The organism is Thermoanaerobacter sp. X514, assembly GCF_000019065.1.
Lineage (GTDB): Bacteria > Bacillota > Thermoanaerobacteria > Thermoanaerobacterales > Thermoanaerobacteraceae > Thermoanaerobacter > Thermoanaerobacter pseudethanolicus.
Window position 1 is genome coordinate 2,180,188 of sequence record NC_010320.1, and the last position, 22,989, is coordinate 2,203,176.

Here is a 22,989-nt window from a genome sequence, read left to right on the forward strand (position 1 = left end):
ATGGAATACCAACAAGAAGAAGTAATGGCAAAACCTTTTGACATTAAAATAATGAAAAGACTTTTGACATATGCTAAACCTTACTGGTTGTACATTTTTATAGCAGCTGTAAGTATACTTTTAGTAACAGCATCAAACCTTCTACGACCATACCTCGTCCAAAAAGCTATTGATAACTATATAAATAACCCTAACATTCCTAAAGCAGAAGCAATAAATGGCGTTACCCATATAGGAATTTTGTATCTAATAATCATAACTGTAGCCTTTATCATAAATTATGGACAGATTTATTTGATTCAGTACACAGGACAAAAAATAATCTTTAACTTAAGGCAACAAATATTTGAACATCTACAGAGTTTATCATTATCATTTTTTGATAAAAACCCTGTAGGAAGATTGGTGACCCGTGTTACAAACGACACCGACACTTTAAATGAAATGTACACAAGTGTCATAGCAAATCTTTTTAATGACATTTTTATAATATTTGGAATAATCATTGCCATGGTAAGTTATAATGTAAAACTTGCATTAATCAGCCTCTCTACTACTCCGTTAATTATTGGAGGAATGTACATATACAGAAAATTAGCTTCACAAGCCTATAGACTTGTAAGAGTTCGCCTTGCCAGAATAAATGCTTTTCTTTCAGAACATATAAGTGGGATGAAAATTGTACAACTTTTTGTAACAGAGCATAAAAAAAGCAAAGAATTTGAAAAAATAAATAAAGATTATTATGACGCTAACATGAGGCAGCTTACAATTTTTGCAATATTCCGTCCTTCTATGGATGTAATATATTCTTTAACTTTGGCTCTTTTAATCTGGTATGGTGGGAAAGACATAATATCTCACAAAATTGAATTTGGCGTACTTTACGCTTTTGTAAATTATCTGCAACAACTGTTTCAGCCAATTTTTGATATATCAGAAAAATATGACATACTTCAATCGGCAATGGCTTCAGCAGAAAGAATTTTTATACTTTTAGATACAAAAGAACAAATAAAGGACCCTGAAAAACCTATTCCTTTAGAAGACATCCAAGGAAAAATAGAATTTAAAAATGTTTGGTTTTCTTACAACGGAAAAGAGTGGGTATTAAAAGATGTAAGTTTTGTGGTCAATCCTGGCGAGACAGTAGCTTTTGTAGGGGCAACTGGTGCAGGAAAAAGCTCTATAATAAGCCTTTTAAGTCGATTTTATGACATACAAAAAGGAGAAATTTTAATTGACGGAATTGACATAAGAAAAGTAAGGCAACAAGATTTAAGAAAACATATAGGTGTTGTATTACAAGATGTCTTTCTTTTTACGGGAGATATTAAATCAAACATAAGACTAAACAACAAAAACATAACAGACAACGATATTTACATGGTAGCAAAATATGTAAATGCTCATCACTTTATAAAAAAACTTCCAGAAGGCTATGAGTCAAAAGTAACCGAAAGAGGCTCTACTTTGTCAGCCGGTCAGAGACAGCTTTTAGCCTTTGCAAGAGCTTTAGCTTTTAATCCAAAAATATTAGTATTAGATGAAGCAACAGCGAATATTGATACAGAAACAGAAAGGCTTATACAAGATGCATTAAAAAAACTAACAAAAGGCCGTACTACCCTTGTAATAGCCCATAGACTATCTACAATACAGCATGCAGATAAAATAATTGTACTTCACAAGGGACGCATAAGAGAAATGGGTACTCACAACGAGCTTTTGCAAAAGAAAGGTCTGTATTATAACTTATATATGTTGCAGTACAAAGACCAATTAATAGAAAAAGAAGCATAAGTAGCATACTAAGATTTATGATGGACATACTATTTTTGAGGTGATAGTATGAGAAAATACTCTAAAATAGTATGTGCCATCTTTATTTTCTTACTTTTATTCAACTTATCAGGCTGTAAAAATAAACAACAAAATAAACCTCAAAAAAAGCCTCAAACAAGTCAAAAAACAGAAGTACCAAAAGAACTATCTAAAATAGAAAAAGATATAGAAAAAATAATAAAAGAAGCACAGAAAATAAAGGAAAAACCGCAAAGTGATCAGGAAAAACAAAGTGATAAAGAAGAAAAAGACAAAAAAGATAAAAAGGAGGAGGATAAAAAAACACCAAAGAAAACTCCTGAAGATAAATCTTGGGAAGAAATTAACAAAGCAATAAAAGATATTCATACAGATTGGAACTCATTAGCTCCTTTAGTTACTAAAGAAGGAGCAAAATTAAATCTAATAAACAGTATGAGTGCCGCTATAAATGACCTTACTATTATGGCAAATAAAAAATCAAAAATTGATGTTTTAATATATGCAAATAATGTGTATAAATATATTCCTGATCTAGAAGACCTTTTTCAAACAGAGGCGCCTACTGACATAAAAAGATTAAAATTTTACGCTCAAGATATCGCTTTTAAAAGTGAAGTGCAAAAATGGGAAGAAATTTCAAAAGATTTGATAGATATAAATTCTGTGTGGCAAACTTTAAAGCCAAAACTTCCTAAAGAAGCAAAAAATTCAGCTGACAAATTTGAGGCAGGAGTTACTGAGTTACAAAAAGCGATAAAATCTCAAAATAAAGTTTTAACTAAAATAAAGGCAGAAGTACTTCTACAAGATATAAAATCTCTTGAAAAAACTGCAAAGCCTAAAAAGTAAAAAATTACTTTTTAGGCTTTTTGTTCATCTGTAATCCTTATTTTATTGACTTCATATAATAATAATGATATATTTTAAATTAAATAAACCTGCTTTAATGCAATGTATAATTGAAATATTGTCATAATTTTAGAACTTTAGAGGAGGATAATAATGGGAGTTAATGTGGCAATTGTAGGAGCTACCGGAATGGTAGGTAGGACTTTTCTTAAAGTAATGGAAGATAGAAATTTCCCAGTTGACAAACTTTATTTATTTGCTTCTTCAAAATCTGCGGGTCAAAAAATCACATTTAGAGGTAATGAATACATTGTAGAAGAACTTACTGAAGAAAGTTTTAAAAGAGACATTCAAATCGCTCTTTTTTCCGCTGGTGCAACTATAAGCAAACAATTCGCTCCAATAGCTGCTTCCCATGGCATAGTCGTAATTGACAATTCCAGCGCTTGGAGAATGGATGAAAATGTACCTTTGGTTGTCCCTGAAGTAAATCCTCAAGACATTTCATGGCATAAAGGAATAATAGCAAATCCCAATTGCTCTACCATTCAAATGGTAGTTCCTTTAAAGCCTCTTCACGACAAATATAAAATAAAAAGAATAGTGGTATCCACCTATCAAGCAGTGTCTGGAGCAGGTAAAAAAGGTGTAGATGACCTTGAAAGAAGTTTAAGAGGAGAACCATGCCAAGTATTCCCTCATCCTATTGCAAACAACTGTATCCCTCACATTGATTCTTTCACACCAAACGGATATACAAAGGAAGAATTAAAGATGATAAACGAAACCAAGAAGATCATGGGAGATAGTTCAATAAAGGTATCTCCAACAACAGTAAGAGTACCTGTTGCAAACTCTCACAGCGAATCTGTCAATGTAGAATTTGCAAGGCCTTATGAAATGGAAGAACTAATAGAAGTCTTAAAACATGCCCCAGGAGTTGTTGTACAAGACGATCCTCAAAATAATATTTATCCTCTTGCAACTTATGCTACAGGAAAAGATGAAGTTTTTGTCGGTAGAATAAGAAGAGATGAGACAGTTTACAGCGGTCTTAACATGTGGATTGTAGCCGACAACATAAGAAAAGGGGCGGCAACAAATGCCGTTCAAATAGCAGAACTTTTAATTAAAAATATGTGAAAGGAGAATAATTATGCCTGTTTTTAAAGGATCGGGTGTTGCTATTGTTACCCCATTTAATGAAGAGGGCGTAAATTTTGAAAAACTTGGCGAGCTTATTGAATGGCATATCAAAGAAGGAACTGATGCTATCATCATATGTGGTACCACTGGTGAAGCCTCTACAATGACACAAGAAGAACAACAGCAAGCAATTAAATTTACAGTCGAAAAAGTGGCTGGAAGAATACCAGTAATTGCAGGGACCGGTTCTAACAACACAGCCCATGCTGTTGAAATGAGTGAATATGCTCAATCTGCAGGTGCTGATGCTCTTTTAGTTATAACACCCTATTACAACAAAACAACACAAAAGGGATTAGTGGCTCATTTTACTGAAATAGCAAGACACGTAGACATACCTATTATTATTTATAATGTCCCCAGCAGGACATCTCTCAATATGTTGCCAGAAACTTATCTCGAATTGAGCAAACACGTAGATAATGTAGTAGGTGTAAAAGAAGCCAGTGGTGACATCGTACAGGTAGCCGAAATTGCCCGCATCATGGGTAAATCCTTTGAAATATACTCAGGAAATGACGACCAAGTAATACCAATAATGTCTTTAGGTGGCCTTGGGGTAATATCCGTCACGGCAAATATAATCCCGGCAAAAATACATGAAATGACAACCGCTTATTTAAATGGAGATATTGAAAAGGCAAGAGACATGCAGTTAGAACTTAATCCTCTAAATAAAGCCCTCTTTATAGAAACAAACCCTATTCCTGTAAAAACTGCTATGAACTTAATGGGATTCAACGTAGGACCCCTACGCCTCCCACTTGTTGAAATGAGCGATAAAAACTTAGAATATCTGAAATCTGTTCTTTCAAAATACGGTTTATTGAAGGAGGCAAATTAATGATTAGAATAATAATTCACGGCTGTAACGGAAAAATGGGAAAAGTCGTAGCAAAGTTAGCAGCAGAAAGTCCCGATTTTAAAATAGTGGCAGGAGTAGATAAAAACATCTCTCCTCTTGACTTTCCTGTTTACAGCGATTTAAAAGATGTAAAAGAAGAAGCGGATGTAGTAATTGACTTTTCATACCATGAAGCTGTACCTAATTTAGTAAAAGCCGCTCTACAAAAGAAACTTCCTGTAGTCATTGCCACAACAGGACTCAGTGAAGAAGAATTAAATGTCATAAAAGATGCATCAAAAGAAATACCAATTTTCAAATCTGCAAATATGTCCCTTGGAGTAAATATACTTATAAACCTTGTAAAAGAAGCTGCAAAAATATTGCAACAAGATTTTGATATTGAAATAATAGAAAAACATCATAACATGAAAAAAGACGCTCCAAGTGGTACTGCGTTAATGATTGCAGATAGCATAAACCAAGTACTAAATGACAAAAAGGAATACGTGTATGGACGCCATACTAAAACTGAACAGAGAAAACCGAATGAATTAGGGATACATGCAGTAAGGGGCGGCACAATTGTGGGTGAACACCAAGTAATTTTTGCTGGTCACGATGAAGTAATCACCATAAGTCACTCTGCCCAATCCCGTGAAATTTTTGGCTATGGCGCCCTACAAGCTGCAAAATTCATAATAAATCAAAAACCTGGCTTATATACAATGGAAGACCTTGTGAAGAAAGGATGATAATTTTGAGCACAAATGATAACTTGACAAACCCTTATGAAATTGCAAGATACATTAAAGAGGCAAAAAAGTCAACGCCCGTTAGAGCTTACATACAAGGGAATATAGAGATTGAAGAAACCGAAGAATTAGAAGTATATGGCTGTGATAACTTTAAAATCGTCTTTGGAGAACTAGATGTCGTTGAAAAATTGATTGAAGCAAACGAAGATAAAATAAAACATTATCGCTTAGAGTATGATCGCAGAAACTCTGCAATTCCTTTACTGGATATTAAGCATCTTGACGCGAGAATAGAACCCGGTGCAATAATTAGAGATAAAGTCAAAATAGGCAAAAACGCTGTGATAATGATGGGGGCAGTGATAAATATAGGTGCAGAAATTGGTGAAAATTCTATGATAGACATGAACGCAGTAATAGGCGCCAGAGGAATTATAGGCAAAAACGTCCATGTAGGAGCTGGAGCTGTTATAGCCGGGGTATTAGAACCCCCCAGCAGTGTACCAGTTGTGCTTGAAGATAACGTACTTGTCGGGGCAAACGCAGTTATATTAGAAGGAGTAAGAGTAGGTCATGGAGCTGTTGTAGCAGCAGGATCAGTTGTGACAGAAGATGTACCACCTAACACAGTAGTTGCAGGAGTTCCAGCAAAGATTGTAAAAATAGTAGATGACAAAACCCGTGAAAAAACAAAACTCATGGAAGACTTAAGAGGTTAAATAAAACACCCGATTTTTCGGGTGTTTTAGTATTCTATTCCGTATCTCGCTGGTATTCCTTTTTCAAAAGGATGCTTAATTGCTTTCATCTCTGTAACCAAATCTGCTCTTTCAATTATCTCCTGAGGAGCGCTCCTTCCTGTCAAAACCAATTCCATCTCCGGCGGTTTCATATCTATTAACTTTAACACATCTTCCACTGTGTACATTTTACTATGTATTGCCGCCATTATCTCATCTAAAATTAAAATATCGCACTTTTTGTTTTGAAGGACATCTACAACAAATTCATAGGCTTTTTTCATATCCTCAGCAAGAATCTTCTTTTCCTCTTCATTTAAACTCCAAAAAAACTTTTCTGTTGATTGAAATCTAAAAACCTTGAAATTTTCAATATTCTTAAGTGTATGCAACTCCCCTGTATCCGTGCCTTTCAGAAATTGTACCATATAAACTTTAAAGCCTCTTCCCACCGCTCTTATGCCAAGTCCAATAGAAGCCGTCGTCTTTCCTTTGCCATCTCCAGTATAAACTTGTATAAGTCCTCTCTCCAAAACTCATTCCCCCTTGTGTCCTCTGTTATTTCCATTCTAACTCTTTTGTAATTCTTTTTCAACCACTTCCATCCTCGTAATAGAAACCTCATAAGCGACCTTTGTAACCACTTCATCGCCCAGTTTTTTTTGGTATTCCCTACTCTGCACTCTTCCCCATAAACGTATACGATCTCCTATTTCTAACTTTTCAGAAAACCTTGCATTTCTTCCCCACGCTATGACAGGTATGTAATCAGATTTGTTATAAGGCCTATTTACCGCAATTAATAAATCAGTTATCTCTCTCCCAAAGGGAGTAGTTCTATAAACTGGTTTTTTACAAATAAAGCCATCCAAAAAAATTTCATTCGGATTTTTTACTACTTCATCTTCCGACAATACCCTTATGTCTCGAGCAAATATGGTCAAAATCAACTTATTTTTCCCTTCTTCTGGAGATTTTCTATTGTATGACCTCAATTGCCCTTCAATCTTTACCCTGGTACCTACCTGTAAATTCATACCTTCAAATAAACGGTTAGAAATAGTAACAGGAAGATAATCTTTCGTTTCACTCAATCTTGGAACTTCCAAAATAAAATTAAAAAATTCTTCTCCATATAGTTCATGACTGTACTCTAAATCAGTAAAAATTTTCCCTACCACTACAACTACATTGTTCTCCAAAAAGTTGCCTGCCATGTGTTCACTCTCCCCTTCCCCTTATGTGTCCTTCTAAAAATATATATTAAAATTAGAAAGCATTTATGACAGGTGGCAAAAGTAATCGTTAAAATTATCTTTAAAAAATTTATCACCGCCCACTATTCTCAAAGGTTTTAACCACATTTTGTATATCTTTAATTTCATACCCTAAAATTAATAATACAGTTATTACAAATAATGAGTTATATATATTATACTGTCCAGGAACTTTTATTTCAACAGGTATTTCCAATGGCTCTATCAATCTGCCTTTTAAATTAAAAAAAGACCTTTGTACGCAATAATTGAATCCATAGCCTCCATCTTCGTATAATATAGAAGAAGCAGTTATAGAAGATTTAGGATTCAACCCGCAAGTTATAAGAGTAGAATTTATTCCCCGTGCAAAAAGTTTATTTGATTTTTCATCATCAGCGTTTATTATTATTACACTACTGGGGAAAGTATAGATATAATTTTTTAATTTTTGAAAATATTCATCGTTGGAAATGTTAGAAACAATTAATATGTCCACTCTTTTATTTTGGTCTTCCAATTCTTCTACTACCACTTCATTTGTATTTACACAATGAGAAATGAATTTTAAAATCGCAGTTTTCCCTGTGCTCCCGCCAATTAATATATGTATCATATAACCAGCTCCCATTTTTGAGTACTATTTTTATTCTTTTCCTAAACTTAAATTTTATAATGCCAATTATATGAAATATAGGAAGGCATGATGCCTTCCTATATTCCGAACCAGTGGTGTCCTATCACATTTGTAATTGTCCTTGTCCATATCCACCAAGAAGTTGAAGTAGCTGGATTGAAAAAGTATAGTGCTCCTCCTGTTGGGTCCCATCCAGCTAAAGCTGCATCTGCTGCTTTAAAAGCTGTAAGGTCAGGTTCATGATTGAAAAATTCACCATTCGTTACAGGTTCAAAAGCATCTGGCTGATATATAACTCCTGCTACAGTATTTGGGAAAATACCGCTTTTTACTCTATTCAAAATTACCGCCCCTACAGCGACCTGACCCTCAAAGCTTTCTCCACGAGCTTCAGCATAAATCATTTTTGCGATTAAATATCTGTCAACAAGATAATTGTAATAATCACTATTTTCATTTACTGGCACAACCAATTTTTCACCAGGATATATCAAATCGCTCCATTTCCCATTTGCCTGTTTTATGCTATTTACATCACTACCATACCATTTCGCTATTAAATACAAAGATTCACCTTTAGAAACAACGTGGATTTTGTCGTAAGCGTATGCCGAAGTAATTCCTCCAAATATCATTATAAAAATTATTAAATATACTACAGCAATTTTCAAAATTTTATTCTTCATCATAAGTTTCCTCCTTTCTATTCCGTTAACCGCAATAGCAGGAGTTAATTCGATTACAATTATAAACTCTTCTATCAATATTGTCATCCTTCGTATTTCCCGATAATCCTCCATTTATTAAAAATATCTCTAGAATGATATATTATAGTGATATATTCTTAGATATACTAATCTATAGAAGATTCCCATTTTTTCTAAAATTATCCCTCCAAAATGCTTTCTAAAAAGTTATTAATACAATCGATTATTCCCTTTTCAAATAATATTCCCTCAATTTCCTTTTCTTTTAATTCATGATATTTCATAGCGATAAATTCATAAAAATCATATCTATCTATTTTCTTTTCTTTTTCAGGAGAAATGATTAAAAATTTATCAAAAGTTGCTCTATCATTCCGCCCTACTTTCAAATAAGCCTGGGGTAACAAAGTAAGATCAACTTTTAAAAAATTCCTCTTTGTTCCGTAATTAATTAAAAAAGCTTTAGAGCAAATTAATTGAAGGAGGGATTTCAATTCCCCAATATTTCCTTCATATTGCAAAGACAAAAGCAAAGAAATTACTTCTGGATGTACAACAATATTTAAGTTGAGCCGTTTGGCTTCTTCTCTAAAAAGGTAAACAATTATCTCAATTTTCTCGTTTAGAGGCCTTTCCTCAAAAGATGGCAATTGAATGATAACTGGTATTCGTCTCATAAAAGTCTTTAAAAGAAATGAATCAGGTCTCTCTGTAGTAGCTGCTACAATCATTAAGTTAGCATTTCTTTCCACAGTATCCCCCAATTTTCGATATACTCCCTTGTCCATAAGGTAAAATAACATCTCTTGACCTTCAGGAGGTAATCTGTGAACCTCGTCAAGGAATAATATCCCTTTATCAGCTTTCTCTACTAAACCTATCTTATCTACATCAGCTCCAGTATAGGCTCCTTTAACATGTCCAAACAAATAAGACATAAGAAGTTGAGGATTGTTATAGTAATCCGCACAGTTTAACACTTCAAGAGGTCCTACCCTACCATTTTGAAGACTAAATTTGTGCATCATCTCTGCGAAAAAAGATTTACCAGAACCCGGCGGTCCTATGATAAGAGTATGAAGTCCATAAGGAGGATACAATACAGCCGCTTTGGCCTGTTCTATTTGCCCTTTGAGGCTGCCATCATGTCCTATTATATTTTCAAAAGCACATTCTTTTTCTTTTCCCAAATCTAAAAAATCAATTAAATCTTTTAGAAGTATCTCTTCCTTAACCTTATTCCCTAAAAAATGAGCTAATCTATTTTTTTCAATATAATACACAGGTTTTGAAATAATTTTAACTATTTTCCCTTCTCTTACAAGATGATTTAAAATAAAAGACACATTGGGTCGAGCTATTTTTAGCAATTGCGCTATTTCTTCTGTAGTGACCCCACCTTTTCTATTTATCAAAAAATCCTGAAGATTAAATTCCTTACTCTTTTCTATAATGAAATTGTAAATTTTTTCTTTATTAGTCATATAAAACATCACTTCCTCAATTAATAAACCTCCTGTCAAAAGGCAGGAGATTATATATAAATGTTGGCAGCCCGGCTATCATAGCAAAACTATCGCTTTAGACCCGTGGCTTTGCGTCCCCGCCTTTCGACGAGTTTGCCTTTTTCAACAAAAATTTATTTAATTTTCCTATATTACTATTTCGACATAAATATGAATTTTCCTTCTATTTTTAAAAAAGATTTTTTCTACATAATTCGTTAAATTTATACTAATTTCTAAATGTATGTGTTTTATGCATTATTTTGTGTATCAAAAATGTGTATAAAAAATTATACACATTAAAAACTTTTATTAATTTTGTCTATATACAGTAAATTGGCATAAAAATTGCTTGAGTTTTATTATAGAAAATAAATCTTACAGAAAGGAGATGATGAATAGAAGAAAGAAACAGTTTCACTTAGCGACTAGAAGGGCTGACTTAAATTTTAAAAAATATTAAATTTTTAAGGAGGTAAGAAAAAATGAAGAGCCGACAAACATTAAAAGCTTTACTGGCCTTTGTGTTAATTGTAGCTTTAATGTCGCTAAGTGGAGTATTAGTCCAAGCCCAGCCCAACCTAACAAACTTTCCTATTAACTCATCAACAAAAAATTACTTGCCTCAAATTCAAAAAGTTTTGATGCAAGACTCTAATAAAAATAAACTTTTTGACAACTTAGAAGCAAAAATTGCTGGTAAGCCAGACAGTGAAAAATTTCCAGTTATAATAATTTTCAACAAAAACATAGATGATAACGAACTATTAAATATTTCTAAATCCATTGGAAAGTTTAATATAAAGCATAAATACAAAATTATTCCAGGAATTGCTGCTACCTTAACTAAAGGACAAATAAACGCTTGGTCAAAATTGGATATAGTAAAGCAAATTGAGTATGACGAGCCTGTATATGCCACATTAGACACTGCAACAAAATGGTTTGGGGTTACAAAAGCGAGAAGTGATTTTGGTGTAACTGGTGATAGAGACGGTAATGCTTCTTCTTATTCCAAGAATGATATAGTAATAGCAGTTATTGATACCGGTATTGATGGCTCCCATGTTGACCTCGCTGGTGGCAAAGTAATAGGATGGCAAGATTTTGTAAACGGCAAATCTACCCCCTACGATGATAATGGACACGGAACTCATGTAGCAAGTATTGCGGCAGGTACTGGGACAGGGAACAACCTTTATAAAGGTGTTGCTCCTGGTGCTGCTTTAGTAGGGATAAAAGTATTAGATTCAAATGGAAGCGGAACTATGAGCACTGTAACCGCAGGAATTGACTGGGCTGTTCAAAACAAAGACGTATACGGAATCAAAGTTATAAATTTAAGCCTCGGAACTTCCACAAGTTCTGATGGAACTGACTCTACCTCACTGGCAGTAAACGGAGCCGTAGATAGCGGAATTGTAGTAGTAGTTGCAGCTGGAAATTCAGGTCCTGCGAGATACACCATAGGATCACCTGGTGCAGCAGAAAAAGCCATAACCGTTGCAGCAATGGCGGATGTAGGGGAACTTGGCTTTAACCTTGCAAGCTTCTCCAGCCGTGGTCCCACAGCTGACGGAAGGATAAAACCTGACATTGCAGCACCCGGATATAATATAACTGCCGCAAAAGCAAATTCTATAAATGGTTATGTGACATACAGTGGTACAAGCATGGCTACACCTTTTGTAGCAGGTACAGTAGCCCTTATGCTCAGTGCAAATATAAACCTTGCACCACTTGATGTAAAAAATATAATAATGACTACTGCAAAAAGTTGGGGTCCTCCAAGCAAAAACATTGACTATGGTGTAGGAAGATTGGATGCATATGAAGCAATTAAAACAGCTGGAAATTTCACAGGAACTAATATATCTGTGCCAAACCACTATTATGCTAAAGAGTCACTTCCTGGGTCTCGTTACAGTGACATTTGGACATTTAATGTGACAGACACATCATATCCTATTGCAATAACTTTCATAATACCTGATTGGGCAAACTATAACCCTGATTTCGATATATACCTCTATGACCCAACTGGTACTCTTGTCAAAAGTTCAACTGGAACACAAAGGCAGGAGACAATAACATACATTCCAACACAAACGGGAACCTATTATATCAAAGTATATTCCTTCCGAGGCAGTGGAAATTATTACTTTGATTTAAGTGTAGGAGGCGGGTCACTCACCCTTTCAAGTAACGACATATAAAAAAATTAAAGAAGTATGGTGCCAATGGCTCCATACTTCTTTAATTTTTGAGACTTTCTACTTTATTTTCTCCTTTTTCAAGTAAAATTTTTTTGTCAAAGTAGTAGATTTCTATAGGCTCTCCTTCTAATAATGCAAACACAACATTTTCTTTGGTTAATTTGACATTTATTTTTCTCCCTTTGTATCTCACATTAAAAGAGAGCAAATTCCATTCTTTTGGCAATCTCGGCTCAAAATGCAGTTCATTTGTATAAACCCTCATTCCACCAAAACCATTCACAACTGCGCTCCATGTCCCTGCCATAGAAGCAGCGTGAATTCCGTCCTTAACATTGTCATTGTAGTCATCCAAATCCATTCTTGCAGTCATCATAAAGTATTTATAAGCCTTGTCAGTATATCCTATTTCATTGGCTAGTATGCTAAATATAGCTGGCGACAAGGAGGAGTCGTGAGTGGTAATAGGTTCATAATAATCGTAATTCTTTTTAAGTTCATCTTTAGTAAATTTTTCTCTCTGTAAAAACATCAAAAGCAACACATCAGGCTGTTTGCATATTTGATATCTGTAAATATTTAGGTAATGCCAGTGCAATAAAAGTGGAAATTGGTCCTCAGGTATTTCATCCACTGTTATCCTTTCTTTATACAAAAAACTGTCATCCTGTGGTATAATATCAAGTTCTTTTGAATAAGGAAGGTACATATTGTCAGCAGCTTTTTTCCACGCAACAATTTCTTCATCCTTTAGATTTAGTTTAGAAGCGACTTTTTGATATTTTTGAGGCACTTCTTTTTTCATTTTGTTTGCAATGTCATAGGCATATTCCAAATTCATTTTCGCCATATAATTGGTATAAGCGTTATTGTCAACTAATGCCGTATACTCATCCGGACCAGTGACACAGTTTATGCAGAATTTATTGCCCTTAAGAGGAATATACGCTCCTAAATCTTCCCAAAATCTTGCAGTTTCAAATAATATTTCACAACCGTAGTCATAAAGAAAATCCACGTCATTCGTCGCTTCTACATATCTTTTCAAAGCATAAACTATATCAGCATTTATGTGATACTGTGCCGTACCAGCTGGAAAGTAAGCAGAACATTCAGGACCATCTATCGTTCTCCAAGGATACAAAGCTCCTTTGTGACCTAATTCCTTTGCCCTGGATCTTGCTGCATCCAAAAGATTATACCTGTACATTACCAAAGCTTTTGCAATTTCAGGCTTTGTATAAAGAAAGAAAGGCATTATATAGATATCAGAATCCCAAAAATAATGGCCTTCATAACCTTCTCCAGTCAGCCCTTTTGCTGCAATATTTGTCTTTCCATCTCTTCCGACAGATTGAAGTAGATGAAATTCATTAAAGCGTATGCCTTGCTGCAGAGCTTTATCTCCTTCTATGATTACATCAGCATCTTTCCAAAAAGAATTCAAAAATTCTTCCTGCTCTTTTTCTATCGTTTCAAAGCCGTCATTTTTGGCTTTTTCTATTTCTTCTAAAGCAAGAGCAACCAATTTATTTTCATCAAAATCCTTTGAAGTGTAATAGGAAATAAATTTATTCAAAGTGTATGAGGTGCCTTTTTCAGCCTCTAGATCTACAATTACTTTTACTCCATCTTCTTCTAAACTATTTGAGACTTCATATTTGCTATCTGCCACTAATACATTGTCTATCGCGCAAGCATAGGAGAAATTGCTCTTTTGTGTCTTTTGAACAATCCACCCTTTTAAACCCTCTACACTTTTATCTATAGTCTTTAAAACCTTTCCTTTTAAATTTGACCCTACTCTTACATCTTCACTATCATTTATATTTGAAACATTTCCGTCAATAGCGGAAACAAATCTAATTTTTCCGGTAAAATTTACAGGTTGCATAGTAAAAGAAATCGCCGCTAAATGTTGTCTATTTAATGATACAATTCTCTTTATTTTTACCTCTAAAATTTTTCCTGTAGGGGATTCCCATTTTACTTTTCTTTCTACAAAACCTTTCTTCATGTCAAGTACTCTCTCATAAAAGAGGATTTTCCCTTGTAACAAATCAAACTCTTCCCCATCTACATATAATTTTATTATTTTGCTATCAGCAACATTTAGCATCGTCTGCCCTATTTTTGCAAAACCATATCCCCCTTCAGGGTAAACTATATCGTGTATTTCATAAAACCCATTGATATACGTCCCATTAAAAGAAGTATTTTTAGGCCCTGAATATCTTTCCTCAAAAGTTCCTCTCATTCCAATATATCCATTTGCTAAAGTAAAAATAGTTTCATTTCTATAGTTAGTATCTATACTAAACTGCGTCTCTCTTATAACCCAATCTTCAAAAGGGTAAATTGGTTTCTTCGTTTTGTTGGCCATATCCATCCTCCACTCTTACTTTATTCAAAATTTTAGTCGGAAACAAAGTCGTTTCCGACTAAAACAATTTAAAACATTTACTTGCTTTCTGCAGCTTTCTTAGCTTCTTCTATCATGTTGTGATATTTGTCAAGAGTTGTCTTGATATCTTTGCCTTCAAATATTATTTCTCTCAATGCTCCATTTATAGCTTTGTCCACATCAGCCCAGTATACAAGGTTTGGCCTTGGTTCTGCATGTTTTAACGCTTCATTTATAGCTTCAAAATATGGTTTTTGCCACTCTGCAACCTTCCCATAAGCGTCACTTCTCATGGATGGCCATCCTAATTTAGTGACAAGTTTCTCTTGAACTTCTTTACTCATAAGGTATTCCATAAACTTTATAGCCATCTCTTTATTAGGTGCACCAGTTGGTATTCCTATAACTTCTCCTCCCAAAACGTGGGACTCTTTAACCGGACCTGTCCATCCGTGATATGCCAAAATGTTCTTTTTTCCATACTGCTCTACAAGAACGTTTGCAGTGTACGGCCAATTTTGAACCAAATATACGCTCTCTTTTGCAAGATATTCTACAGGTGTATTCCAGTCAGCTTTCTTTGAGTCAGGAGAGAGATATGGCTGTATTTCTTTCAAGAAAGTAAATGCTTTTATTGAACCCTCATCATTCAATACTGTTGGGTCACCACCAGCAGACCTTATAAGGTCAAACATGTGGACTGTGCTGTCAGGCCCTAAATTTTCTTTAATTATGACTCTACCTATGCCCTCTTTTTCTTTAAAAGTCTTTGCAACCTGTAAAAGCTCATCCCAATTTGTAGGTAGTTTTAAACCGTATTCGTTGAATTTATCTTCGTTGTAGAAAGCTATTTCTACATTTGGTCTATACGGCATAAAGTACAACTTTCCATCAAACTCTCCTACTGGCACAAGACTTGGTATTACTTCCTTTGGTATCATGTCTCTATACTGAGACAAATCTTCCACAAGCCCTTTTGCAACAAGTGGAGCAAGTTGCATGTTATCTTGTGTGATAATGTCTATATCCATCGCATTTGCTTTGTGCATAGCATCTAATTTTTTAATAAGGTCTCCTGCTTCGATTTGAAGAGGTTCAATTTTTACACCATACTTTTGCTCAAATGGTGGGAAAATATCTTCTTTCATCACTTTCCATTCTGCTTCTCCAAGTCCCATTGAAACTTTCAAAACTTTTTTCCTCGCTTCTGATTGGGTCTTGCTGCCACAGCCTGCAATAACAGTACCTAGAAGCGAGATAATGATTAAAACTGCTATTAACTTAGTGTAAAACTTCTTCATAGCTTAATAAAACCTCCTTAAAATTTAATTTTTATATATACAGTATCCGAAAAACTCGGATACGTATATACTAACCTTTTACAGCCCCTGCAAGATATCCACTTTTCATGTATTTTTGCAAGAAGAATGTCACAAGCATTACTGGAATAGTGAGTACTGCCGCATATGTGGCAGAATCAAAAATTCCTCCTCTTTGGACGTAATAGTAGGTTTGAAGAGGTAAAGTCCTATCTGAAATAGTCAAGTAAAGAGCATAAGTAAATTCATTCCATGAATTTAGCCACACAAATATAGCAGTAACAGCTATACCAGGAAGTGCAATCGGCATTATAATCCTCATCAATGCCGTCAATTTACTTGTTCCATCTACCAGTGCAGCTTCCTCTAAGTCCTTTGGTATTGTCTCAAAAGTTCCAACCAATATCCATGCTGCAAAAGGTAAATTTACAATGAGGTGTGCCATAACTAATCCTAAATAAGTATCCATCAAATTTAATTTTATGAATTGTACCGCTATCGGAAGAGCAATACCTACATCAGGAAACATTCTTGTAAAAAACAGTGATAATACTACTGCATATTTTATTTTCGATGGCATCCTCGCTATAACATAAGCCGCTGGAGCAGCTATTATAATTGCAATGATAGTAGTCATTGTTGCCACTACAAAACTCTTTTTAAAAGGAGGCCATATATTCCCTGAAGTAAATACGTTTTTCCAATGGTCCAAAGTAAAACGAGTGATGAAAAAATCTGGATGAGGCTTCAATATATCACTTGGCACTGCAAAGGAAGTCATAAAAAGTATATATACTGGTATAACCATCAATATTGCCGCTATTATAGCTATTGGAATATAAGCTGTATTTGAAATCTTTTCGCTAATATCTATTTTTCTCATCATCTTTCCTCCTTAGTACCAGCTATTTTTAAGTAGCTCACTATAAATACTGCTATTATTAGGAGCAATATTGTAGATGCTGCCGCAGATGTATAGGCATTTGCATAATTATTATACTCATCATACGCAAAGGTAGAAATAACAGGAGTAGCACGGCCTGCAAGAACAAGTACAAGTTCAAATATTCTAAAAGCGTCTATCGCCCTTAAAATCAAGGCCATCGTTATAGAGGGCTTTAGAAGTGGCAATGTCACATACCTAAAAGTCTGCCATGTAGTTGCCCCATCAATGTTAGAAGCTTCATAAACTTCATCTGGTATACTTTCAAGACCAGCCAAAAGCAAAAGTATGACCATCGGAGTAACTTTCCACATATCCGCTACAGAAACCATAAGTAATGTCTTAAAACCACCACTTGCCCAATCTATAGGCATTTCAATAATGTGTAGTTTTTGCAAAAGCGCATTAAAATAACCATACAACCCAAAAATATAGGTCATCGCAACACCTGACACAAGAGTAGGTACTCCCATTGGCACCAACATCAAAGACCTCAAAAGGCCTTTTCCTCTAAAATTCCTTTTTAAAATAAGCGCAATGACGAGGCCTGCAGTCATTTCCAAAGTGAGGCTTATAAATGTAAGAGCTATGGTATTGAAAAAAGCATTTTTAAATTCTGTTTTTCCTATAATCTCTTTATAATTTGCCAATGTAAATGCTTTAGTATACTGGTCTTGAAAACTTAAAGTAATAGTTTGAATGATAGGGTATACAGTAAAACCCAAAATATATAATAGTAATGGTAAAACCATGGCAATTTCAAGTTTGTATTTCTTTACGAAGTTTACATAAGACATGCCATATTCTCCTTTCGTAAGCTTAAAATCTTCACTGCGCTTTTCATGCTTTAAAACTGTAAGCGCTTACAATTTAAAAAATAAAACAAAATTTAATCTTTTAGAGATATACAAGAATTTCTTACCACAATTTTGTGCTCTAAAATTGTCTGATACTCATCAATATTTTCCCCATTTAACATTTTTATAAGCATTCTAGCTGCAACAGCCCCTATTTCATACATAGGCTGTGATACAGTCGTAAGAGAAGGTCTTGTTGCTTCTGACAAGTCAATATTATCAAAGCCCATCACAGAAATATCTTCAGGACATGAAAGTCCACTATCAAACACTGCATTTATTACCCCCATTGCCATAATATCGCTTATTGCAAATATAGCAGTAGGCTTTATTTTTTCTTTTAACATCTCTTTTGCAGCATTATAAGCACTTTTATATTTAAAGTTTGCCTCCTTTATAAAACCCTCATAAATTGGCAAGCCATTATCAATAAGAGCTTGCTTATATCCCCTTAACCTATCCACACTATCTATGGTTTCCTTCATATCGCCTAAAGGACCATGAATAATTCCAATCCTCTTGTGGCCTAATGATATCAAATAATTCACTGCATCATAAGCCGCTTTAAAATTGTCAATTCCTACATAAGGCACATCAAACTTTGTTGTTCTTCCTGCAAGTACCACCTTTATATTGTCATTTTTAAAGACTTTATAATGCTCTTCAGAAAAATAGTCACAGTGAAATATTATTCCATCAACCCACCGATTTTTTAGCATTTCTATATATTGAAATTCTTTTTCTCTTTTATTGTCTGCATTGCACAAAGTAATATTGTATTTATAAATATTGCAGACATCTTCAATACCTCTTACTACTTCTGCATAGTAAGGGTTTGATATATCAGGCACAATTAGCCCTATAGTGTTTGTCTTCTTCATCGCCAGGCTTCTGGCTGGCATACTGGGTTTGTATCCCAGCTCTTCTGCCGCTTTTAAAACTTTTTGTCTGGCTTTTTCACTTACTAAAGGACTATTATTAAAAACTCTCGAAACAGTTGCAATAGAAACTCCTGCTAATTTTGCTACATCGTCTATTGTCGCCATTTTGACACCCTTTTCTCAATTTACTGTAACCGCTTACAGTTATATTATATTATGATTCTTTCAAAAATGCAAGAGTTTTTTATAAAAAATATTCCCCAAAACACAGGGGAATATTTCCACACTACAGCAATTCTAATATTTTATCCGCTTCACTTAAATCCTTTAAAATTAAGTCTGCTTCTTTCACCGTTTCAGGATTGCCCACTCCTACTGCAAACATTCCTGCTCTTTTTATTGCAGTGATGCCCGCAGCAGAATCTTCTATTCCAATACACTTTTCAGGAGAAATGCCAAGATGCTCTGCTGCGTTTAAAAATATCTCAGGGTCAGGTTTTCCATGCTTAATTTCATTTGCATCCACTATATAGTCAAACTTATCTCTTATTTTTAAATTTTCAACAACAGTAAAAGCGTTTTTACTGACAGAAGCAATTGCCGTTTTAATACCTCTTTTTTTAAGTTCCTCAATAAATCTCTCCACTCCAGGCAATAAATCCTCAGGCGTGATCTTTTTTATCATCTCTTTATAGTACTCATTCTTCTTATTTGCATAATATTCTTTTTCTTCTTGAGAATATTTTTTATCACTTTTTTCTAAAATTATCTCTAAAGATTCTAAACGACTTACACCTTTTAGCCTCTCATTGATAACTTCATCAAAATATATTCCTAACTCATCAGCAAGCTTTTTCCATGCCAAATAGTGGTATCTTGCAGTATCTGTAATAACACCATCTAAATCAAAAATCACTCCACAATATCTTGCCATTTTATTCCTCCTTCGTTACGTTTATTTTAATCCCGTTGTAGATATTCCTTTTACAAAATATCTCTGGAATATTAAGAATATTAATATAGTCGGTAATGTCAAAAGTATAGCTCCTGCCATTACCTGGTTCCAAAATTGATAATACTGCCCGTAAAAGGAATTAAGTCCTACCGGCAGTGTATACATATCATCACTAGACGTCAAGAGGCTAGGCCACAAGAAACTATTCCAATTGCCAGTAAACATAAAAATGAATTGAGTTGCAAGAGCAGGTTTAGACAAAGGCAAAACTATTTTAAAGAAAATCCCAAATCGTGACAAACCGTCAATTGTAGCTGCTTCTTCTAACTCTTTGGGAAGAGATAAGAAAAATTGCCTCATTAAAAATATTCCAAAATTGCTGGTCAAAAACGGAATTGTAAGACCCATGTAAGTGTTTACCCAGCCTAATTTGCTGAGAAGGATATAAGTCGGCACCATCACTACCTGTCCTGGCACCATCATGAGAGCAAGCACAACCATAAACAATAAATTTCTTCCAGGAAAATTTATTCTTGCAAGTGCATACCCTGCCATAGAATTAAACAGCATATTTCCAAACGTCACTATAGCTGCAACTATAGCACTATTTATAAACCATCTCAAAAAGGGAAATTTTGTGATTATCATTTTATAGTTATCTAAAGTTAAATGCTTTATATTTACAACAAAAGTATTTAATTCACTGGTGGGTTTTAGAGATGTTATTATAGACCAAATAAAAGGGCCAAGTGTAATTACTGCATATCCTACAACAACGGTATAAAATAAAAACCGCAACACCTTTTTCATCTATTGCCACCTCCTAATAGGTTTCTTCTTTGAAAAGCTTTCGCTGTATAAGAGTCAATATCAAGATTATTACAAATAATACAAAAGCCATAGCTGAAGCGTAACCCATGTTAAAATCTCTAAATCCTGTCCTATATATATTCAGCACGACTGTCATTGTAGCATCAAGAGGCCCACCAGTCCCTTGCGATACTACATAGGCTTGGTCAAAAACCTGGAAAGTACCAATTAATGACATTACTAGATTAAAAAACACTATTGGCCGCAACATTGGAAGAGTAATCTTGAAAAATCTTTGAAATTTATTAGCCCCATCTACTTCTGCAGCCTCGTACAATTCTGATGGTATATCTTGTAATCCTGCAAGAAAAATCACCATGTAATTACCTACAGAAGACCATATTGCCATCATCATGATAGAAGGAAGCGCAAACCTGACGTCATTGAACCAAGTAGGCCCTTGTATGCCAAATTTAGCTAACAAAGCATTAACTAAACCATCTGCTTTAAATAGATATAAAAATATTACAGAAACTGCAACTGTGGATGTAACAGTTGGTATATAATAGGCAACTCTAAAAAATGTTTTACCTTTAATATCCGAATTTACAATTAATGCTAGTATTAAGGCAATAATTAGCTGTGTTGGTACTACTCCTAAAGAATAAAGTGTTGTATTTAAAAGAGCTCTTTTAAACGTTGGGTCACTGAATAATTTTGTATAATTTGCAAATCCAACCCATCGGCTTGCTTCAGGATTTAAAAAAGAAAATTCTTTAAAACTTATAATAAAAGCATAAATTAATGGTCCTATCAAAAAAATAGATATTGAAGCAATAAAAGGCAACGCAAAAGCATACCCTGACAAAGCTTCGTATAAATACCTCTTTTTCATAGTCATTTTAGCTTCCATAAATACATCCTTCCCTTCAACCTTAAAAAATCATAATTGCAGCACCTTATTTTAGTAAGGTGCTGCTTACTTAAATTATTGTCCAACTTCCTTTTGTGCGTTGTCAAGAGCTTGCTGAGCACTACTTATTTGCTTCATTATTAATGCTTCACAGGCTTTATTAGCCGCATCTACTACCTTTGTGCCATACAAACCGAATTGCCATGGTACCGCATAAGAAGCACCATCTACAAAGGCAGCTCTTTCAGGATATTTCTCCTTAAATCCTTCTTGCATAGACTTTCTCGATGGAAGTGCAAGGCCTGAATCTACTACAAATTGCTGTCCTTCTTTACCGGTTAAAAATTCAATAAGTTTAAAGGCTTCATCTTTATGTTTGCTGTTTTTATTCATCACATATGCAACAGTGAAAGCCATTGTAGATTTTTGCTTTCCTGCTGGAAGCTCTGCTATACCATAGTTTAAATCAGGAGCTTTTTCTTTGAGGAATGGTATCATCCAGCCACCTTCTATTGCCATTGCAGCTTTTTTAGCAGCAAAAGCATCTCCATTCCAGCCTTCTCCCATGTTTTGTGGTGTGTCAGCAACTTTGTCTTTTGTGATGAGGCTCACATAAAAATCAAGAGCTTGTGCATTCTCTGGCAGATTTAAAGTAACTTTTCCATCTTGATATACTGAACCACCATTTTGATTTATAAAAGCATCAAATCTTGCAAGGTCTGCTGATAAAACCAAACCTTTGACACCGTCTTTTGTCAATTTTTTAGCTACATCTCTTAATTCCTCCCATGTTTTTGGAGGCTCATTTATTCCAGCCGCTTTAAACATGTCTTTGTTGTAAAACAAAGCTAGAGTATTGAAATCCTTTGGTAAACCATAAGTTTTTCCATCCCACTGAAAAGCGGAAAGCAATGCTGGCTCGAAATCATTTACATCCACATTGTATTTCTTAATATAATCATCTAATGGCTCTAAAACTCCTGAAGACATAAGCTGTGGTGCCGGCATGCTGTCAAGATAGAATATGTCTGGTGCTGTATTTGACGCCAGTTCTGTTTGTAATTTTTGCATGTAATCTCCCACAATTGTCTCAATTTGCACATCTATATTTGGATATTTTTCTTTAAACTTAGCTATTTGGTCATCCACTATCTTCTTTTCTGCTGGAGATGAAGACCACATGCCTAATTTTATAGTAACTGGTTTTGCTGTCTCTTGTTTTTGTGTATTTGTCTCATTGGCACTGGAAGTATTATTTTTACTGGATGAACAACCAGCTAAAACAGTAGCTAATACAAAGATCGTCAATACAAAGATGCTTATAAGTTTTTTACTCATTACCACTTTCCCCTTTCATAATTT

At 34.5% G+C, this 22,989-nt stretch carries 21 protein-coding genes and 1 riboswitch; of the genes, 7 read left to right on the forward strand and 14 right to left on the reverse strand.

The annotated features are described in order from the left end of the window. The 6 genes from TETH514_RS10975 to dapD all read left to right on the forward strand — a co-directional run bounded on the left by TETH514_RS10975 (nucleotide 1) and on the right by dapD (nucleotide 6,203). The gene (locus tag TETH514_RS10975) at nucleotides 1-1,803 is read left to right on the forward strand and encodes an ABC transporter ATP-binding protein (RefSeq protein ID WP_009052643.1); all 1,803 of its coding nucleotides are present in this window, start codon (nucleotides 1-3) and stop codon (nucleotides 1,801-1,803) included. Between the two features lie 48 nt (nucleotides 1,804-1,851). Further along, nucleotides 1,852-2,676 carry a hypothetical protein gene (locus TETH514_RS10980; protein ID WP_003866976.1) on the forward strand — a complete coding sequence of 275 codons (825 nt, stop codon included), beginning with the start codon at nucleotides 1,852-1,854 and terminating at the stop codon, nucleotides 2,674-2,676. 153 nt (nucleotides 2,677-2,829) lie between these two features. Further along, complete coding sequence (locus TETH514_RS10985) at nucleotides 2,830-3,819, forward strand: aspartate-semialdehyde dehydrogenase (protein WP_003866977.1); 990 nt, start codon at nucleotides 2,830-2,832, stop codon at nucleotides 3,817-3,819. A gap of 13 nt (nucleotides 3,820-3,832) precedes the next feature. Then, nucleotides 3,833-4,726 (forward strand): 4-hydroxy-tetrahydrodipicolinate synthase, encoded by an 894-nt coding sequence (dapA, locus tag TETH514_RS10990; RefSeq protein WP_003866978.1) that lies wholly within the window; start codon nucleotides 3,833-3,835, stop codon nucleotides 4,724-4,726. Continuing rightward, the gene (gene dapB, locus TETH514_RS10995) at nucleotides 4,726-5,481 is read left to right on the forward strand and encodes a 4-hydroxy-tetrahydrodipicolinate reductase (RefSeq protein WP_003866979.1); all 756 of its coding nucleotides are present in this window, start codon (nucleotides 4,726-4,728) and stop codon (nucleotides 5,479-5,481) included. The genes dapA and dapB overlap by 1 nt, the downstream gene beginning before the upstream one ends. Next, nucleotides 5,478-6,203: a 2,3,4,5-tetrahydropyridine-2,6-dicarboxylate N-acetyltransferase gene (gene dapD / locus TETH514_RS11000; protein WP_003866980.1), complete on the forward strand. Its 726-nt coding sequence runs from the start codon at nucleotides 5,478-5,480 to the stop codon at nucleotides 6,201-6,203. The genes dapB and dapD overlap by 4 nt, the downstream gene beginning before the upstream one ends. Nucleotides 6,204-6,229: 26 nt before the next feature. On the opposite strand, the gene TETH514_RS11005 is transcribed toward dapD, so the two are convergent. The 5 genes from TETH514_RS11005 to TETH514_RS11025 form a co-directional block, all read right to left on the reverse strand. After that, on the reverse strand, nucleotides 6,230-6,757 hold the full coding sequence (locus tag TETH514_RS11005; RefSeq protein WP_003866981.1) for a cob(I)yrinic acid a,c-diamide adenosyltransferase: 528 nt from the start codon (nucleotides 6,755-6,757) through the stop codon (nucleotides 6,230-6,232). A 36-nt stretch (nucleotides 6,758-6,793) separates the two neighbouring features. Then, nucleotides 6,794-7,441, reverse strand: a complete 648-nt coding sequence (locus TETH514_RS11010) for a single-stranded DNA-binding protein (RefSeq protein ID WP_003866982.1) — start codon at nucleotides 7,439-7,441, stop codon at nucleotides 6,794-6,796. Between the two features lie 112 nt (nucleotides 7,442-7,553). Continuing rightward, nucleotides 7,554-8,096, reverse strand: coding sequence for a Mur ligase family protein (locus tag TETH514_RS11015; RefSeq protein ID WP_003866983.1), 543 nt, complete (start codon nucleotides 8,094-8,096; stop codon nucleotides 7,554-7,556). A 98-nt stretch (nucleotides 8,097-8,194) separates the two neighbouring features. Further along, on the reverse strand, nucleotides 8,195-8,803 hold the full coding sequence (locus TETH514_RS11020) for a cell wall hydrolase (RefSeq protein ID WP_038016663.1): 609 nt from the start codon (nucleotides 8,801-8,803) through the stop codon (nucleotides 8,195-8,197). A gap of 200 nt (nucleotides 8,804-9,003) precedes the next feature. Beyond that, nucleotides 9,004-10,317, reverse strand: coding sequence for a sigma-54-dependent transcriptional regulator (locus TETH514_RS11025; protein ID WP_009052644.1), 1,314 nt, complete (start codon nucleotides 10,315-10,317; stop codon nucleotides 9,004-9,006). 53 nt (nucleotides 10,318-10,370) lie between these two features. Then, nucleotides 10,371-10,458: riboswitch (cyclic di-GMP riboswitch) on the reverse strand. Nucleotides 10,459-10,814: 356 nt separating this feature from the next. Here TETH514_RS11025 and TETH514_RS11030 point away from each other — a divergent pair. Beyond that, nucleotides 10,815-12,545 (forward strand): S8 family serine peptidase, encoded by a 1,731-nt coding sequence (locus TETH514_RS11030; RefSeq protein ID WP_009052645.1) that lies wholly within the window; start codon nucleotides 10,815-10,817, stop codon nucleotides 12,543-12,545. 40 nt (nucleotides 12,546-12,585) lie between these two features. Here the strand turns inward: TETH514_RS11030 and TETH514_RS11035 are convergent, their stop codons facing one another. The 9 genes from TETH514_RS11035 to TETH514_RS11075 all read right to left on the reverse strand — a co-directional run bounded on the left by TETH514_RS11035 (nucleotide 12,586) and on the right by TETH514_RS11075 (nucleotide 22,965). Next, nucleotides 12,586-14,928 (reverse strand): glycoside hydrolase family 65 protein, encoded by a 2,343-nt coding sequence (locus TETH514_RS11035; protein ID WP_009052646.1) that lies wholly within the window; start codon nucleotides 14,926-14,928, stop codon nucleotides 12,586-12,588. Nucleotides 14,929-15,005: 77 nt separating this feature from the next. Next, complete coding sequence (locus TETH514_RS11040; protein ID WP_003866988.1) at nucleotides 15,006-16,250, reverse strand: extracellular solute-binding protein; 1,245 nt, start codon at nucleotides 16,248-16,250, stop codon at nucleotides 15,006-15,008. Nucleotides 16,251-16,320: 70 nt separating this feature from the next. Further along, nucleotides 16,321-17,151 (reverse strand): carbohydrate ABC transporter permease, encoded by an 831-nt coding sequence (locus TETH514_RS11045; RefSeq protein WP_003866989.1) that lies wholly within the window; start codon nucleotides 17,149-17,151, stop codon nucleotides 16,321-16,323. Next, nucleotides 17,151-18,008: a carbohydrate ABC transporter permease gene (locus TETH514_RS11050; protein WP_003866990.1), complete on the reverse strand. Its 858-nt coding sequence runs from the start codon at nucleotides 18,006-18,008 to the stop codon at nucleotides 17,151-17,153. The genes TETH514_RS11045 and TETH514_RS11050 overlap by 1 nt, the downstream gene beginning before the upstream one ends. 92 nt (nucleotides 18,009-18,100) lie before the next feature. Then, on the reverse strand, nucleotides 18,101-19,114 hold the full coding sequence (locus tag TETH514_RS11055) for a LacI family DNA-binding transcriptional regulator (RefSeq protein WP_009052647.1): 1,014 nt from the start codon (nucleotides 19,112-19,114) through the stop codon (nucleotides 18,101-18,103). A 121-nt stretch (nucleotides 19,115-19,235) separates the two neighbouring features. Continuing rightward, complete coding sequence (gene pgmB, locus TETH514_RS11060; RefSeq protein ID WP_003866992.1) at nucleotides 19,236-19,883, reverse strand: beta-phosphoglucomutase; 648 nt, start codon at nucleotides 19,881-19,883, stop codon at nucleotides 19,236-19,238. A 21-nt stretch (nucleotides 19,884-19,904) separates the two neighbouring features. After that, nucleotides 19,905-20,714 (reverse strand): carbohydrate ABC transporter permease, encoded by an 810-nt coding sequence (locus TETH514_RS11065; protein ID WP_003866993.1) that lies wholly within the window; start codon nucleotides 20,712-20,714, stop codon nucleotides 19,905-19,907. Nucleotides 20,715-20,727: 13 nt separating this feature from the next. Continuing rightward, complete coding sequence (locus TETH514_RS11070; RefSeq protein ID WP_003866994.1) at nucleotides 20,728-21,627, reverse strand: carbohydrate ABC transporter permease; 900 nt, start codon at nucleotides 21,625-21,627, stop codon at nucleotides 20,728-20,730. A 75-nt stretch (nucleotides 21,628-21,702) separates the two neighbouring features. Next, nucleotides 21,703-22,965 (reverse strand): ABC transporter substrate-binding protein, encoded by a 1,263-nt coding sequence (locus TETH514_RS11075; protein WP_003866995.1) that lies wholly within the window; start codon nucleotides 22,963-22,965, stop codon nucleotides 21,703-21,705. Between the last annotated feature and the right edge of the window lie 24 nt (nucleotides 22,966-22,989).